This window comes from Saccharibacillus sp. WB 17, from assembly GCF_008634075.2.
Classification (GTDB): Bacteria; Bacillota; Bacilli; order Paenibacillales; family Paenibacillaceae; genus Saccharibacillus; species Saccharibacillus brassicae.
This window is the reverse complement of record NZ_VPFK02000016.1, coordinates 23,173-38,074: the sequence shown is the minus strand read 5'-3', so window position 1 is coordinate 38,074 and position 14,902 is coordinate 23,173. Positions and strand designations below refer to the sequence as shown.

Sequence of the window (14,902 nt, the reverse complement as noted above, 5' to 3'; positions counted from 1 at the left end):
TCCTTCCGCAGGGTGCACAGGTATGGTGGGTATGTATACAGTTACCCCAATCGAACGTTCCGGTATCGGTTTAGTGCCGTTCCCATTCGAAATCGAGCGCGTTCAGCAGGCCGCGGGCGAGCAGCATGCTGCCGGCCGTATTCGGATGCACATGATCCCAGCCGTTCGACAGCGAAGACTGCACCATATGGTGGCCCACCCGGTCGAACGCGGCCTGGGTATCGACCAGCTCCGCGCCGTAATCGCCGGCCAGCCGCTTGATGACCGCGCCGTAGCGATCCATCATCGCGCGCATCGGATCTTCCGGACCCGTCATATAATACGGCGTCATCAGAATCAGCCCTTTGAGCCCCGGCTGCACGGCGTCCAGCAGTTCGCGCAGCGTCGCTTCGTATTCGTCCAGCGTGACGGCGGGCTGAATCGCTTCCGGCGTGTCGAACTGGCGCCATACGTCGTTGATGCCGATCATGATCGACAGCCAGTCCGGCTTCAGGTCGAGCACGTCGCTCTGCCAGCGCTTTTTGAGATGGCGAACGGTATCGCCGCCGATACCCGTGTTCAGCACGAGCGTGTTCAATTCCGGGTAGCCGGTGCGCAGCAGCGCGTCGACCAGCGATGCGTAGCCGCTGCCCAATCCGTTCCCGTAGCCGACCGGGTAAGCGCGCCCGGTATCGGTGACCGAGTCTCCGATCAGCAGCAGTTTGTCGTTGCGATTCAATTTCATATGCCGTTTCATCTCCTTAGAATGTGAACTTCATGATGTGCCTTTCGAACCAAGCGAACTTCGAATTAAGCGAACCTCCGTACAGCAATTCGCGGTCGGCTCCACCGTTTCCTGTTCGCCGCTTACTTTTCCTGCCGATTTCCGTCATTTTCCGCCAGCTTTCTTTCATCCTGCGGCTTTATTTTTGTCATTCCGGCTCTATTTTGGTCATTCCGGCTCTGTCACGCGTATTCCGCCTTCAATGCAGCGTCCGAAACTGCTCCGGCGTCACGCCTTCCTGCTTGCGGAACGTAGCGACAAAATGGCTGGCATCGCGGAAGCCGACCAGGCCCGACACTTCCTTGACCGTCATGCGGGGATGCAGCGTCATCATTTCTTTGGATTTGCGCAACCGCAGCAGAATCAGGTACGCGTACGCCGTCATCCCGAACGCCTGCTTGAACAGCGTATTGAGATGACGGGGCGTAATGTCGGCGCGCTGCGCCATGTCTTCGAGCCCGATATCCGAGTCGGCGTAATGCCGGTCGAGAAATTCCAGCACGGGAGCGAGCCGGCGGACGGAGTTCGACAGCGACGGCAGACGGTTGACACGCCCGTCTTTTTTGAGCAGAGTCAGGAACCGGTATACCTCCACCGAGAAGCTCAGCCCGGACAGATCGCGTTCGCTGTCGATTCCGCCGAGCAGCGCCGGGACGAAGCCGCTCAGTTCCGCTCCCCGGTCCCAGCCGTAATAGGAAGACACCGGCAGGCCGAGCGTCGCGAGGATGGCTCCGGTCTGCGGTCCGCCGAACGTCATGTAGAACGTATCCCATTTGCCCTCGATCGGACGGTAGGAATGGCTTTCGCCCGGAAGCAGCAAAATGCCCGAGTCCGCTTCCAGCAAATACTTGGCGCCGCCCATCGAGATTTCGCCTTTGCCGCCCGCCGTTTGCAGCCAATGGTAGCAGTTATAGCCGTTGGGGCGGGAAATGGCTTCTTGATCCGGGTTATAGCCGATGCTCTCCATGTAGACCGGCAGCGGGAGATCCTTGATTTCCGTAAAATAACGTCTTTCGGTCAAATATCGTCTGTAAGCGCTATCCATCGCTATGTCCCCTTTGGATCGAATATTTCTTTTTTCTTATATCCCTATCCCTTTTTATTATATTTTATAATATTTTTTAGTAGATTAATATAGACTTATTCTTATATGTCGAGGTGATTTTTTATGATTAGCAGCAAACTCCCCAAAATCTTTTACGGCGGCGATTACAACCCGGAGCAGTGGGACGCCGAGACGCATCGCGAAGACCTCCGCATGTTCAAACTGGCCGGAATCGATATCGCGACCGTCAACGTATTCGCCTGGGCGCTGAGTCAGCCGGACGAAGCGACCTACAACTTCGAATGGCTCGACGAGCTGATCGACAGCCTGCATGCCAACGGTACTTATGTATGTCTGGCTACGAGCACCGCCGCCCATCCCGCGTGGATGGCCAAGCGCTACCCGGACGTGCTGCGCACGGACGCCGACGGCCGCAAACGCAAGTTCGGCGGACGCCACAACTCCTGTCCGAACAGCCCGACGTATCGCAAATATGCGGTGCGCATCGCGGAAAAGCTCGCCCAGCGCTACAAAGACCATCCGGCGGTCATCGTCTGGCACGTCTCCAACGAATTCGGCGGCGACTGCTACTGCGACAACTGCGAGAAAGCGTTCCGCGTCTGGCTGAGAGAACGTTACGGCTCGCTGGACAAGCTGAACCACGCGTGGAACACGAACTTCTGGGGCCATACGTTCTACGACTGGGACGAAATCGTGCTTCCGAACAATCTGAGCGAACATTGGGGCGAGAACAATTCGACGTTCCAGGGCATCTCGCTCGATTACTCGCGCTTCAACTCCGACAGCATGCTGGAATGCTACAAGCTCGAACATGCCGTGATCAAGAAGAACATTCCGGACTCGGTCATCACGACCAACCTGATGGGCTTCTTCAAGCAGCTCGATTACTTCAAGTGGGCCAAAGAGCTGGACATCGTCTCATGGGACAATTACCCGGGCCTGCAGACGCCGGTCAGCTACACGGCGATGGCACACGATCTTATGCGCGGACTCAAGAACGGCGATCCGTTCATGCTGATGGAACAGACGCCGAGCCAACAGAACTGGCAGCCGTACAACTCGCTGAAGCGTCCGGGCGTCATGCGGCTGTGGAGCTACCAGGCCGTCGCGCACGGCGCGGACACGGTCATGTTTTTCCAGCTTCGCCGCTCCGTCGGCGCGTGCGAGAAATACCACGGCGCCGTGATCGAGCATGTCGGCCATGAACATACCCGCGTCTTCCGCGAAGTGTCGGAACTCGGCCGCGAACTGGGCGAGCTGGGCGACCGCCTGCTCGATTCGCGCCTGCCGGCCAAAGTCGGCATTTTGTTCGATTGGGAAAACTGGTGGGCCGTCGAGAAGTCCAGCGGACCGACCGTCGCGCTCAACTACGTCGACCAGATCCATAAATATTACAAAGCGTTCTACGACCGCAATATCCAGGTAGATATTTTGAACGTCGAGTCCGATTTCAATGCGTACGACATCGTCGTCGCGCCGGTACTGTACATGGTCAAACCGGGCGTCGCCGACAAGCTGACAAACTTCGTTAGCGGCGGCGGCACGTTCCTGACGACGTTCTTCAGCGGCATCGTCGACGAATCCGATCGGGTCAAAACCGGCGGATACCCGGGCGAGCTGCGCAAGCTGCTCGGGATCTGGGTGGAAGAGACCGACGCGTTGTTCCCGGACATGCGCAACCGGATCGTCGTAAACGGCGAATTCGGCTCTTTGAGCGGAAGTTACGAATGCGGCATGCTGTGCGACCTGCTGCATATCGAAGGCGCGGAGACGCTGGCCGAATACGGCGACGACTTCTACAAAGGCATGCCGGTGCTGACCCGCAACGCGGTTGGCGAAGGACAGGCGTATTACGTCGCTTCCGATCCGGAGCCGGCGTTTATCGACGGCCTGCTGGAACGTCTCTGCGCCGACAAAGGTGTCCTCCCGCTGCTGGATACGCCGGAAGGCGTCGAAGTGACCCGGCGGGTCAAAGACGGCGAAGAGTTCCTGTTCGTCATGAACCACAATGCCGAGCCGTCGACGTACGAACTGGACGGCCGCTATACCAATCTGTTGAACGGCGACGCGCTCGGCGGTTCGGCCGTCATTGCCGGACGCGACGTGCAGATTTTGAGCCCGGCCAAGTAAAGCGGCGGAAATGTTCAAAAGAGAGGCGCTCCGGTAATCGGATTACTCCGAATTCAAGCGTACCGGGTGCGCCCTTTCTTTTCCCGAAAAACACTTCCGCCTGTCCCTTTCCGTCTGCCGCAATCCTAAAACGTCCGCACATCCACCTGGGATGCGCGGACGTTTTTGATGTCGGCGAAAAGAGGGACAAACCCGATTCCAGCTTACATGCCGAGCGCAGTGCCGAATACAAGCGCCACGACAAGCACGACGGCGACCAGAACCAGCAGCAGCAGAACGCCGAGAATGAAGTACATCAGCAGCGCGCGCCAAGCGGAGAACGCGTGCGCTTCGCCGGTCGCGTGCAGGATCAGCACGAACGCCCAGAATCCGAAAGCGAATTCCAGCAGCAGCACGCCCATATACAGCAGGCTGCGCAGGGTGCTCGCATCGAGATTCGGCGTTTCGAACGTAAAGTTCTCCCGGCCGGCGATCAGCAGTTCGGGAATCCACAGCAGCCCGATCATGATGCCGAGCATGCCGCTGATGCGTCCGACGACGATGCGCATGTCTTTGGAAGAGCCGACGCCGCCGAGCCAGCCGCCGACCAGCTTGAACAGCCACGAGACGACGTAATACGTCACCAGGCCGCTGATCAAGCCGGTGACAATCACGGACAAGACGAGCATCGGCAGGCTCATGTCGTCGCCCCAGTTTCGCGTGGACGCCGTATTCAGCGCGCCGAACATACTGGCGATCAAAGCCAGCAGCAGCGCCCCGCGCAGCGGTCTGGCCGAATAGATGAAGTCGCGCGTCACGAGGCGCGGATGCATCCACACCCCTCGCCACGGCGACAATCCGCTCGGCGTATGCCGGCTGTCCGCCTGTCCGCCGCGCCCGCCCAGACTGCGGCTCTCCGGATAGCGGTCGCGCGGGTCCAATTCCCGCTCGTTTGGTTCATTGTTGTCTCTTCCGTATCTCCCGTCCATGTTCCCGTTCCACCGTTTCTGTTCTGAATTTTAAAGTTTGCGGAAGCTTACTTAAGCCCATACACTCTCGCTTCATAAGGCCGCAGCTGCTTGTGGTCCAATCCGTCTTCGCCGTAATTGCCGACGATCAGCGACGCTTCGCGGTTCGGCAGATGCGCCGGCCAGTCGAACGAAGTCGGTTCCGTCGAGAAGTTGAGCACGATCAGCCACGTCTCGTCGCCGAGCGTGCGCGTGTACGCGTACAGCGTCTCGTGGTCCGGCAGCAGCAGCTGATATTCGCCGTACGTCATGATGTCGTGCTGTTTGCGCAGCGCGATCAGCTTTTTGTAATAATGGAACACCGAATCCGGATCGGCCAGCTGCTGCTTGGCGTTGATCGTCTTGTAATTCGGGTTGACCCCGATCCACGGCGTGCCGGTCGTAAAGCCCGCGTAATCGCTGTCGTCCCATTGGACCGGCGTGCGCGCGTTGTCGCGGCCTCGCGTCTGGATCGCTTCCATCACCGTGCCGGGATCGGCGCCGCCGTGCGTGACTCTCTCGCTATACATGTTCAGACTCTCGATGTCTTTGTAATCGTCGATCATCGGGAACTTGACGTTGGTCATGCCGAGTTCTTCGCCCTGGTACACATAAGGCGTTCCCCGCAGCGTATGCAGCAGCGTGGCGAGCAGCTTGGCCGATTCGACGCGGTATTCGCCGTCATTGCCGAATCTCGATACCATGCGCGGCTGATCGTGGTTGTTCAGGTACAGGCTGTTCCAGCCTTTTTCCGCCAGTCCGACCTGCCATTTGTCCATGACCGCTTTGAACTGCGGCAGCTTCCACGGCACGATGTCCCATTTGCCGCCCGGTCCGCCGTCCAGACGCATATGCTCGAACTGGAACACCATTTGCAGCTCGTCGCGTTCTTCCGCCGTATATTTTTTGGCTTCGTCGACCGTCACGCCCGGCATCTCGCCGACCGTCATGACGTCGTACTTCGACAGTACTTCGCGGTTCATCTCCTGCAAAAACTCATGGATGCGCGGGCCGTCCACGTAATACATGCTGCCGTCCGCGATCGGAGCCATTCCGTTCGAAGGCAGCCCTTCCACTTTGGAGATCAGGTTGATGACGTCCATGCGGAAGCCGTCCACGCCTTTGTCGAGCCAGAATTTCATCATGTCGTATACGGCTGTGCGCACCTGTTCGTTTTCCCAGTTGAGGTCCGGTTGTTTTTTGGAAAAAAGGTGCAGATAATATTGGCCGCGCTGCTCGTCGTATTCCCAGACCGGTCCGCTGAAAAAAGACTCCCAGTTGTTCGGAATGCCGCCGTCCGGAGCCGCGTCGCGCCAGACGTAATAATCGCCGTATTCGCCGTCCGCGTCTCTTCGCGATTCCACGAACCATGCGTGCTCGTCCGACGTATGGTTGACGACGAGATCCATCATCAGCTTGATTCCGCGCTCGTGCAGACCCGCAAGCAGTTCTTCCCAGTCCGCCATCGTGCCGAATTCATCCATGATGTCTTCGTAGTCGCTGATATCGTATCCATTGTCGTCGTTCGGCGATTTGTACACCGGCGACAGCCAGATCACGTCCACGCCAAGCTCTTTGAGGTAATCGAGCTTCATAATGATGCCCTGCAGATCGCCTACGCCGTCTCCGTTGCTGTCCATAAAGCTGCGCGGATAGATCTGATATACGACCGCTTCTTTCCAAAAAGCACGTTCCATAATCGTTCATTCCTCCTCGTCGTTTGCCTGCTTCGATCGTCGCCCAGAAGGCAAGCGATCCTTGTCTTAACCCATTTACCCAGAAAGCGGAAGATTGAGCGGAGGAACGGAAAAAGTTTGAATATTCGGCGCTGTTAAAAGTAAAGTTTGTTTTACGTAAAGCGGGCTTGACATCAAAGACGGTGGTAAAGTATACTTTACGTAAAGTCAGCTTTACAAAAAGCAAGGAGGTGCGGCGTGCAGACCCGAATTCGAGAAAAACGGACCGAACGCGACATGACGCAGGAAGAGTTGTCCGAACGGCTGGACGTGTCGAGACAGACGATCATTTCGCTGGAAAAAGGCAAATACAAACCTTCGCTTATTCTCGCCCACAAGCTGTCGCAAATTTTCGGGTGCAAGATCGAAGACCTATTCGTATTCGAAGGAGATGAGAACATTGAATGAAACGTTGATGCAAATGGCGGTGCCGATGAATCTCGGAGGACTGATCGGATTGTTCGGAGGGCTGCTGCTCGCCCTGCTCGGCTGGGCGTTCGGGCGGCATATGCAGCGCAAAAACCGGGGACTCGACGAGCGGACCGACATTATTACGACGCGCGCCAAATCCTTTTCCTGGAACGTGCTTATCCCCGCGCTCCTGATCTGCTGGGTGATCATCACGCTGTTCGACGGGATCGGCCTTCCTTTCTTCGTCATCATGGCCCTGTTCGTCATCAGCCAGATCGCTTACGTGTCTTCGGTCGTCTACCATAACGGTCGCAACTGAACACGGAAAAAGCGTCTCCAGACAGACCGAAACCGTTTTTTGAAAAAGCCTCTATGCACAAAACGCCTCTTTTTATAAAATGGATATGTTCCATAATCTTGAATAAAAAGGGGCTGCAAGAAATTGAACAGAATGTTTACGAAAGCATCGGGAATTCTGCTGATCGCGCTTGCGCTGCTGATCGGCGGGATCTCTTTGCCTTCTCCGGCGGCAGCGGCGGGTACATACTTGGTCACGTTCAAGGAAGCTCGCCTGGTCTCCAACAGCCATGTGGGCAATGAATGGTACACCGAAGCGCAGGTTAACGGCAAAAACGTGGACGAAGGCGCAAGCGTCAAAGTCTCGTCCGACACGATCAAGCTGTACGCGTATGCCGAAGAACAGGACAAAATTACGGACATCGGCGAAAAAAGCCAAAGCGTCAAAGCTTCGTCCGTCTCCGCTTCCGGCAAGACCGTCAAGCTGAAAGTGACCGTCACCGAAAACCGCGGCCGCTACTCGGGTCATACCGCGGTCTGGGAATTCACATACACGATCAAAAAGCAAAAATAAGATCGCGCGGCGCGAAACCAACAGCGGACGAAGCTTCGCAAAACGCAAGCGCGCATCTGCAAAGTTCAAGCCCACCTCCATGCAAGCTTTTCCCGTCAAGCCGGACGCGTCCCCGCGTTCCGGCTTTTCATTTTTTGCTGTGGAGGCTCGATGGGTGACCGCCGAACAGGAGGATGCCCGAAAGCGTATTCGGCAGGTACCCAGGCTGCGCGGCGGCGTGGTACAATGAAGCGTTTGAACGCACGCTTTTTCATGACTGGCCCAATTTTGACAGAATCGAGGGATTCCTTGACATGAACGATAATTTCGAAGTCCGAAATATCGGCGTGTTTGCCCATATCGACGCGGGCAAAACGACGACGACCGAATATATGCTGTACCGCAGCGGAAGCATCCGCGCCGCAGGCAGCGTCGACGCAGGCACAACCTCCACCGATTCGCTCGACGTGGAGCGCGAACGCGGCATTTCCGTGAAAGCGGCTTCAGCTTCACTGAACTGGAAAGGCACGCGGCTCAACCTGATCGACACGCCGGGCCACGCCGACTTCCTCGCCGAAGTGGAGCGCACGCTCGGCGTGATGGACGGCGCCGTGCTGATCGTCTCCGCGGCCGAAGGCGTCCAGGCGCAGACGGAGATTGTGTGGCAGGCGCTGCGCCTGCTGCAGATCCCTACCGTGATCTATATCAACAAGCTCGACCGGGTCGGCGCTTCGTTCGAGCGGACGCTCGGCGATATCGCCCGCCTGCTGTCGCCGTCGGTGCTGCCGGTGCAGCAGCCGACGTACGGTGCGGACGGCGAATTTGCCGGCATTCGGGTACTGTGGACGGACGACGCGGACAGGTCCGGAGCGCAGGATTCTTCCGGCGGAGAGGGTGGCGCTGCCGGTGATGCCAGTGATGCCGGTGATGCGGCCCGTCCGGGCGCAGACGACTTGGCGTTTCGCGCCGCCGCGGCCGAGCAGCTGGCCGAGTTCGACGAGGAGCTGCTGCTGCGCTATATCGAAGGCGATCTGCCCGAACGCGCCGAGCTTGCGCAGCGAATCGCGGACCATACGGCCGCCGGCGAGATGTTCCCGGTCTGCTGCGGCTGCTCGCAGCGCGGAATCGGCATCGCCGAGCTGCTCGATGCCGTGCTCGCTTTCCTGCCCGCTCCTGCGCCCAAGCCGGGCCTTGCAGGCATCGTGTTCAAAGTCGAGCGGGACCGCGCCATGGGCCGGGCCGTCTGGATTCGCCTGTACGGCGGCACACTGCGCAATCGCGACGTCGCGGCGCTGCACGGCCGCGCGTCCGAGGAAAAGATTACGCAGATCCGCAGGCTCGACGGCTTGAAAAAAGTCGACGCGGGCGAGTTCTCGGCCGGCGACGTCGCGGCCGTATACGGCCTGAACGACGCGTCGATCGGCGACATCGTCGGCGATCCGGACCTCGTGCCGCAGACGCCGCAGCTCGCCGTGCCGCTGCTGACCGCGCGCGTGCTTCCCGAAAACGATACCGATTATACGGTGACCGCCGAAGCGCTGCGCGAGCTGACAGACGAAGATCCGCTGCTCGGCCTCGTCTTCGTGCCCGAACTGCGCGAGCTGCATGTGCGCATGATGGGCGCAATTCAGCTTGAAGTGCTCGGCAGCATACTGCGCTCGCGCTTCGGCCTGAACGTCGGCTTCGGTCCGCCGGCCGTCATCTACAAAGAAACGCCGGCGCAGCGCTGCGAAGGGCGCGTCGCCTATCTCGCGCCCAAGCCGTGCTGGGCGATTCTGCATTTTACGATCGAACCCGGCGAGCCGGGCAGCGGGCTGCAGTACCGTTCGCTTGCGCGCGCCGACGATATTTTGCCGGCGTACCAGAACGAAGTGCAGCGCCGCGTGCCCGAAGCGCTCACGCAGGGACTGTACGGTTGGGAAGTGACCGACCTGATCGTCACACTGACATACGGCCAGAGCCATGTCTGGCACACCCATCCGCTCGATTTCGTAATCGCGACGCCGATGGGCCTCATGAACGGCCTGGCCGCAGGCGGCACCAAGCTGCTGGAGCCGGTGCTGCGCTTCCGCATTTCGGTGCCGGAAGATAACGCCGGCCGCGTCCTGAGCGACCTGTCGCGGATGCGCGCGGAATTCGATCCCCCGTTCGCCGAAGGCGGACGCTTCTTGATCGAAGGGCGGATCCCCGCCGCCACTTCGCTGGACTACGCCGTGGAGCTTCGCTCGTTCACTTCCGGCAAAGGCATGCTGACCGCTTCGTTCGACGGCTACCAGGAAGCCCCTCCCGGCACCGAAGCGTCCCGCCCGCGCGTCGGCATCAACCCGCTGGACGAAGCGAAATACATTTTGAGCGCGCGGAGCGCTTTGTAGAAGTCGGCCGGCCGGAGGGGGGCGAGGTGGCGGTGGAGACGGGCGGATGGAGATTGGCGGATAGACGAGCCGATCGAGACAGGTAGATAGAGATTGGTGGATGGACCGATGGAAATGGGCAAACGGAGATCGGCATATCGGGATGGGTATATCGAGATGGGTATATCGAGGCAAACGGATCGCGATTTGCAAACGGAAATCGACGGATGGGGACGCGCAAACCGTGATCGACGGGTCGACGCAAGCAGATCAATCTCTGCCCCCTTCCTCATCCCCAAAATGAGCACATCTTTCGGGGATCTTTTAGCAAACTTCGTTCTTCGTGCCTGCTCTCGCCCGAACAGCTGCGTGAAAGCGGCTATTCCCCTCCTTGTTCTCGTTAAGGCACGAATAACTGCGAGAAAGCACTTATTTCACTCTTTTATCCGCTCCGGTTCATAATAACTGCGAGAGAGCACTTATTTTCGTCTCAAAGAGCTCAAACCCTCTTTATGATGCGAAATAAGTGGATCTACGCAGTTATTTTCGATTCAGACGGCTTTTTGGCAAAAATAAGTGTCCTCCCGCAATTATTCGGGTAAAAGTCGGTTTGGTGAAGCTTGGCGGACTCACGGACTCACGGACTCGACAAATTTTACGATTTTTACAGATTTGACGAGTTTCGCGGGCTTGATGACATTCGCGGATTTGGCAGGAAAGCCGAGTGCGCTTTTGCGCCCGTTCCTTTTCCCGTTCCTATTCCTTTTCCTGTTACTTTTCCCGTTCCCGTTCCTTTTCCGTTCACGCCGCCATTGCCGCCCAACCCTTGACGCGACAAAAAAAGCCGCTGCCCCTTTTCCGGGTCAGCGGCTTTTAGTCGTGGTCAGATTCCTTTATTTCTACTCTATCTCTATCTCTATCTCTATCTCTATCTCTATCTCTATCTCTATCTCTATCCCGGATCGAATCCCCTTATCTCTCTCCGTCTTCCTTCATCCGAAACGGCCACCAGTTCGCTTTGCCGAACGTCTTCACCATCACCGGTACGAAGAACGGAAGCATAAACAGGGCGTAGATGACGAGGCCGGCGAGCACGACGGTCGCGATCTGCATCATCGACAGGACGCCGGACGGAATCATCGAGGCGAACGTGCCGCTCAGGATCAGGACCGCGGACAAAATGACGGTGCCCATATTGCGCATGGCGTGCACGATCGCTTCCTTCGGATCGAGGTCGCGATGCTCGTTGAAGCGGTCCATCAGGAAGATGCTGTAATCGACGCCGAGCGCGATCAGCATGACGAAGCCGAAGAACGGCGTCGTCCACGTGATGCCCGAGTAGCCGAGCAGGTTCACGAAGATCGCTTCCGTGACGCCGAGGGCGGCGTAGTATGTGACGAACAGCGACAGCATCAGGTACAGCGGCATGATGATCGAGCGCAGCAGCAGAATCAGGATGATCAGGATGCCGCCCATCATGAGGTAGACCGTGCGGCTGTAGTCCGCGTTGGACACCGTTTGCAGGTCGGCAAACGTGCTGGTCACGCCGCTGATCGCCACGTCGGCTTGTTCGAGCGCGGTATCGCGCGTGCCGCGATCGACCGCCGCGCGGATATCGTCCACTTTGGCCAGCGCTTCGGTGCTGTACGGATTGTCATTCAGCACGACGTCAAGCGTCATGATCTTGCGGTCTTTCGACATGTAGTTGTCGAACACCTGCTGGAAATCTTCGTTCTCCAGCGCTTCCTGCGGAATGAACCAGCCGCCGAGCTCGGAATCCGAGTTATCCTGCAGCTGCGTCAGATAGTCTTCCGCCGAACCGAGTCCGTCTCCGACCTGCTTGAGGCCGTCGACGCTCTGGTCAAGCCCGTCCGTCAGCTCGGTGAGCTGCTTGGACAAGTCGAGGAAGCCCTGGCCGAGCTGCGTTTGGCCTTCTTGCAGCTGATCCAGACCGCCGGTAATCGACGGCACCTGCCCGACGATCTCTCCCTGACCGTCGGCGGCCTGGTTGAGGCCGCTTTGCAGCTGCTCGATACCCGCGATCAGCTGATCGAAGCCGCCGGCAAGTTGATTCTGGCCGTCGATCGCCTGGGCATAGCCCTGGTTCGCTTCGCCGATACCGGCGGCAATCTGGGACACCTGCCCCTGCACCTGGCCGAACGCGTCGGCCAAAGCCGCCGTTCCTTGACCGGTCTGCGTAACCGTCCCGCGGATCGTCAAGTAATCTTCGTCCTGCAGCAGCGCCGGGAACTTCTGTTCCAGACTGCCGAAGCGTCCCTGCACGCCCGTCAGGGCGCCGGACAGGGCGTTTAGCTGCTGCCCGATCTGGGACAGGCCGCCGTCAAGCGAGGTCAGGCCCGTGCCGACCTGCTGATAGCCGCCCAGCAGCTGGGCGTGCGCGTCGGCCAACTGCCGGGCGCTGGCCTGCAGCTGCGCAAGCCCCGCCTGCACGTCGCCCGCGCCGGAAGCGCCGGAGCGAATACCGGTCTCGATCTGCGACAGCCCGTCGCCGAGCTGCGTTACGCCGGTCTTGAGCTCCTCGGTGCCGCTGACGAGGTCGTCGGCTCCGCTCGTCGCTTCCTGAATCTGCGGCGCATTGTCGCTCAGCTGCTTGCTCGCGTCGGACAGGCCGGTCTGAATCTCCGTCAGGCCGTCGCCCGCTTCGCCGAGTCCTTTCTTGAGCGTTCCGGCCTGATCGGCCACGCTGAAGTCCGTAATCGCTTCGCCGGTCGGACGGCTGGCGCTGCGCACGCTGTCGACGCCGTCCACTTTCAGCACTTCGCGGCTGATCCGCTCGGCGATCGCGACGTATTCGGCGTTGTCCATCGCCTGATCGTTGCGGATCACGATCTTGGCCGGCATCGCCTGGCCCGCGCCGAAGCTGTCGGCAATAATATTGAAGCCCTGCACCGATTCGTAGTTGCCCGGGATTTCTTCCAGGCTGTTGAACGACAGCTTGCCGCTGTACGTCAGCAGGAACGGCAGCGTGACGGCCAGCACGATCAGCATCGCCGCCCACGGCCGCTTCATCGAGAAGCGGCCGGCCCAGCCCCACAGCCGGTTTTCGCTATGACCGATCGCTTTGCGCGAAGGCCAGAACAGCTTTTGTCCGAGCACCGCCATGAAGAACGGCACGATCGTCAGCATCGCCAGCAGCATGACCGCGATGCCGACGGCGACCGCGACAGCCGACCGGTACAGCATGAACTGCGACAGGCCGATCGCCGCGAAGCCAACGAGTACCGCAAGGCCCGACACGATGACGGTGCGTCCCGCGGTCCGGTACGTCTCGACAATCGCGTCCCATTTGTTGTCGGTGCGGCCCATTTCTTCCTTGAACCGGCTGATCAGCAGGATACAGTAGTCCGTCCCGATCCCGAACATGACCGCGACCATGAAGATCTGCGTGAAGTTCGACAGCGGAAAATCGAACCGGTCGACGAGGAACGAGACGATGCTCTGCGAGACGATATAACTCAGTCCCACGGTCAGCAGCGGCACGAACGGCGCGACGACCGAACGGAAGACGAGTACCAGAATGAGCAGGATGAAGACAACGGTAATGTACTCCGATTTCTTCAAGCCTTCTTCCGAGCTGCGCACCGTATCTTCGTTGATCAGCGATTGGCCGGTCAAATAATGCGACACTTCGTACGGAGCAAGCGTCTCTTCGAGCCCGCTCTGCACGTCGGCTGCTTCGCCTTCCGCCACTTCGGCGGTCAGCGAGACGAGAATGGTCTGCCCGTTGGCCGACACCATCTGCTCTTCGAGCTCTTTCTGTTCGAACGGACTGAGAATCGACGTGACGTGCAGACTCGCCTTGTTTTTCTCGATCGCGGCTACGGCTTCTTCGGCCTGCTTCTTCTCCGCGGCGGTCAATCCGTCGGGATTGTGGAACACGAGCGCGATCGTCGTGCCTTCCGCTCCGCCTTCCTGCGCGGCCAGATCCCGAAGAATAGCCGACGCTTCCGTCGACGTGTACCCGTCCGGCACGGAAATTCCGCCTTTTTCCCGGACGAGGTCCGACATCGACGGCGCGCTCAGGAACAGCCCGACCGCCGCCGCGATCCAGATCAGCAGCACCAGCCATCGGGCTTTCAGTATGGTTCTCATTTTTTCTCTCTGCCTCCGTCTTCGATGACCAGGCCGGCCAGCTTCTCGAAAGCCGCCATGACCATCTCGATTTCTTGTTGTTCAAAATGGCTCAAATACCCGCCGACCGACTCGGACACCCGCTGCTCGACCTGCTCGGCGATCCGGTGCCCGCGTTCGGTCAACGACAGATACACTTCCCGCCGATCGGCTTCGCTGCGCGTACGCTCGATCAAGCCGCGGTCCACGAGCCGGGTCACGATCGCGGTAATCGAACTTTTGACTACCTTGAACGTCTCCGCAAGCTCCGAGGACGTGCGCGGACCGCGCTGCATGATGTGCTGAAGCAGGTAATACTGGTCGTTCGTCAGCTCTTCCTGCATCTGCCGGCGCATCACCGTTCCCATCTCCCGCTCGATCGCGAGCCACGAATCGAGAAACCGGTTGATGAGTTTTTTGGCGTCTTCGGGCGGCAGCTGGCCGTGTGCGGAAGTCTGTTCATCCATGGCCTTGACCC

11 protein-coding genes are annotated in these 14,902 nt (G+C 59.0%); 5 read left to right on the top strand and 6 right to left on the bottom strand.

The annotated features are described in order from the left end of the window. Positions 1-70: 70 nt before the first annotated feature. Together FTE24_RS08320 and FTE24_RS08315 are read right to left on the bottom strand one after the other, a co-directional pair. Positions 71-724 carry an SGNH/GDSL hydrolase family protein gene (locus tag FTE24_RS08320; protein WP_150230933.1) on the bottom strand — a complete coding sequence of 218 codons (654 nt, stop codon included), beginning with the start codon at positions 722-724 and terminating at the stop codon, positions 71-73. A 238-nt stretch (positions 725-962) separates the two neighbouring features. Then, positions 963-1,808, bottom strand: a complete 846-nt coding sequence (locus tag FTE24_RS08315) for an AraC family transcriptional regulator (RefSeq protein WP_150230935.1) — start codon at positions 1,806-1,808, stop codon at positions 963-965. A gap of 123 nt (positions 1,809-1,931) precedes the next feature. Here FTE24_RS08315 and FTE24_RS08310 point away from each other — a divergent pair, with 123 nt between their 5' ends. Continuing rightward, a complete protein-coding gene (locus tag FTE24_RS08310) occupies positions 1,932-3,959 on the top strand; it encodes a beta-galactosidase (protein ID WP_150230937.1) in 2,028 nt (675 codons plus the stop codon). Positions 3,960-4,162: 203 nt separating this feature from the next. On the opposite strand, the gene FTE24_RS08305 is transcribed toward FTE24_RS08310, so the two are convergent. Together FTE24_RS08305 and FTE24_RS08300 are read right to left on the bottom strand one after the other, a co-directional pair. Beyond that, complete coding sequence (locus FTE24_RS08305) at positions 4,163-4,927, bottom strand: YIP1 family protein (RefSeq protein WP_150230939.1); 765 nt, start codon at positions 4,925-4,927, stop codon at positions 4,163-4,165. Positions 4,928-4,974: 47 nt separating this feature from the next. Then, positions 4,975-6,642, bottom strand: coding sequence for a glycoside hydrolase family 13 protein (locus FTE24_RS08300; RefSeq protein ID WP_150230941.1), 1,668 nt, complete (start codon positions 6,640-6,642; stop codon positions 4,975-4,977). A 237-nt stretch (positions 6,643-6,879) separates the two neighbouring features. Here FTE24_RS08300 and FTE24_RS08295 point away from each other — a divergent pair, with 237 nt between their 5' ends. The 4 genes from FTE24_RS08295 (at position 6,880) to FTE24_RS08280 (ending at position 10,314) form a co-directional block, all read left to right on the top strand. Beyond that, positions 6,880-7,089, top strand: coding sequence for a helix-turn-helix domain-containing protein (locus FTE24_RS08295; protein WP_150230943.1), 210 nt, complete (start codon positions 6,880-6,882; stop codon positions 7,087-7,089). Then, the gene (locus FTE24_RS08290; protein WP_150230945.1) at positions 7,082-7,411 is read left to right on the top strand and encodes a hypothetical protein; all 330 of its coding nucleotides are present in this window, start codon (positions 7,082-7,084) and stop codon (positions 7,409-7,411) included. Before FTE24_RS08295 ends, FTE24_RS08290 begins: the two co-directional genes overlap by 8 nt. A gap of 123 nt (positions 7,412-7,534) precedes the next feature. Then, complete coding sequence (locus tag FTE24_RS08285) at positions 7,535-7,963, top strand: hypothetical protein (protein ID WP_150230947.1); 429 nt, start codon at positions 7,535-7,537, stop codon at positions 7,961-7,963. A 293-nt stretch (positions 7,964-8,256) separates the two neighbouring features. Further along, the gene (locus tag FTE24_RS08280) at positions 8,257-10,314 is read left to right on the top strand and encodes a GTP-binding protein (protein ID WP_150230949.1); all 2,058 of its coding nucleotides are present in this window, start codon (positions 8,257-8,259) and stop codon (positions 10,312-10,314) included. A gap of 951 nt (positions 10,315-11,265) precedes the next feature. Here FTE24_RS08280 and FTE24_RS08275 read toward each other — a convergent pair. Together FTE24_RS08275 and FTE24_RS08270 are read right to left on the bottom strand one after the other, a co-directional pair. Beyond that, entirely contained in the window at positions 11,266-14,406 is a 3,141-nt protein-coding gene (locus FTE24_RS08275; protein ID WP_150230951.1) for an MMPL family transporter, read from the bottom strand. Further along, entirely contained in the window at positions 14,403-14,891 is a 489-nt protein-coding gene (locus FTE24_RS08270) for a MarR family winged helix-turn-helix transcriptional regulator (protein WP_150230953.1), read from the bottom strand. The genes FTE24_RS08275 and FTE24_RS08270 overlap by 4 nt, the downstream gene beginning before the upstream one ends. Positions 14,892-14,902 lie beyond the last annotated feature (11 nt).

Bases quoted from the DNA above. Each gene is read 5' to 3' on its own strand.
- FTE24_RS08320 (WP_150230933.1), bottom strand. From the start codon at position 724: ATGAAATTGAATCGCAACGACAAACTGCTGCTGATCGGAGACTCGGTC.
- FTE24_RS08315 (WP_150230935.1), bottom strand. From the start codon at position 1,808: ATGGATAGCGCTTACAGACGATATTTGACCGAAAGACGTTATTTTACG.
- FTE24_RS08310 (WP_150230937.1), top strand. From the start codon at position 1,932: ATGATTAGCAGCAAACTCCCCAAAATCTTTTACGGCGGCGATTACAAC.
- FTE24_RS08305 (WP_150230939.1), bottom strand. From the start codon at position 4,927: ATGGACGGGAGATACGGAAGAGACAACAATGAACCAAACGAGCGGGAA.
- FTE24_RS08300 (WP_150230941.1), bottom strand. From the start codon at position 6,642: ATGGAACGTGCTTTTTGGAAAGAAGCGGTCGTATATCAGATCTATCCG.
- FTE24_RS08280 (WP_150230949.1), top strand. From the start codon at position 8,257: ATGAACGATAATTTCGAAGTCCGAAATATCGGCGTGTTTGCCCATATC.
- FTE24_RS08275 (WP_150230951.1), bottom strand. From the start codon at position 14,406: ATGAGAACCATACTGAAAGCCCGATGGCTGGTGCTGCTGATCTGGATC.
- FTE24_RS08270 (WP_150230953.1), bottom strand. From the start codon at position 14,891: ATGGATGAACAGACTTCCGCACACGGCCAGCTGCCGCCCGAAGACGCC.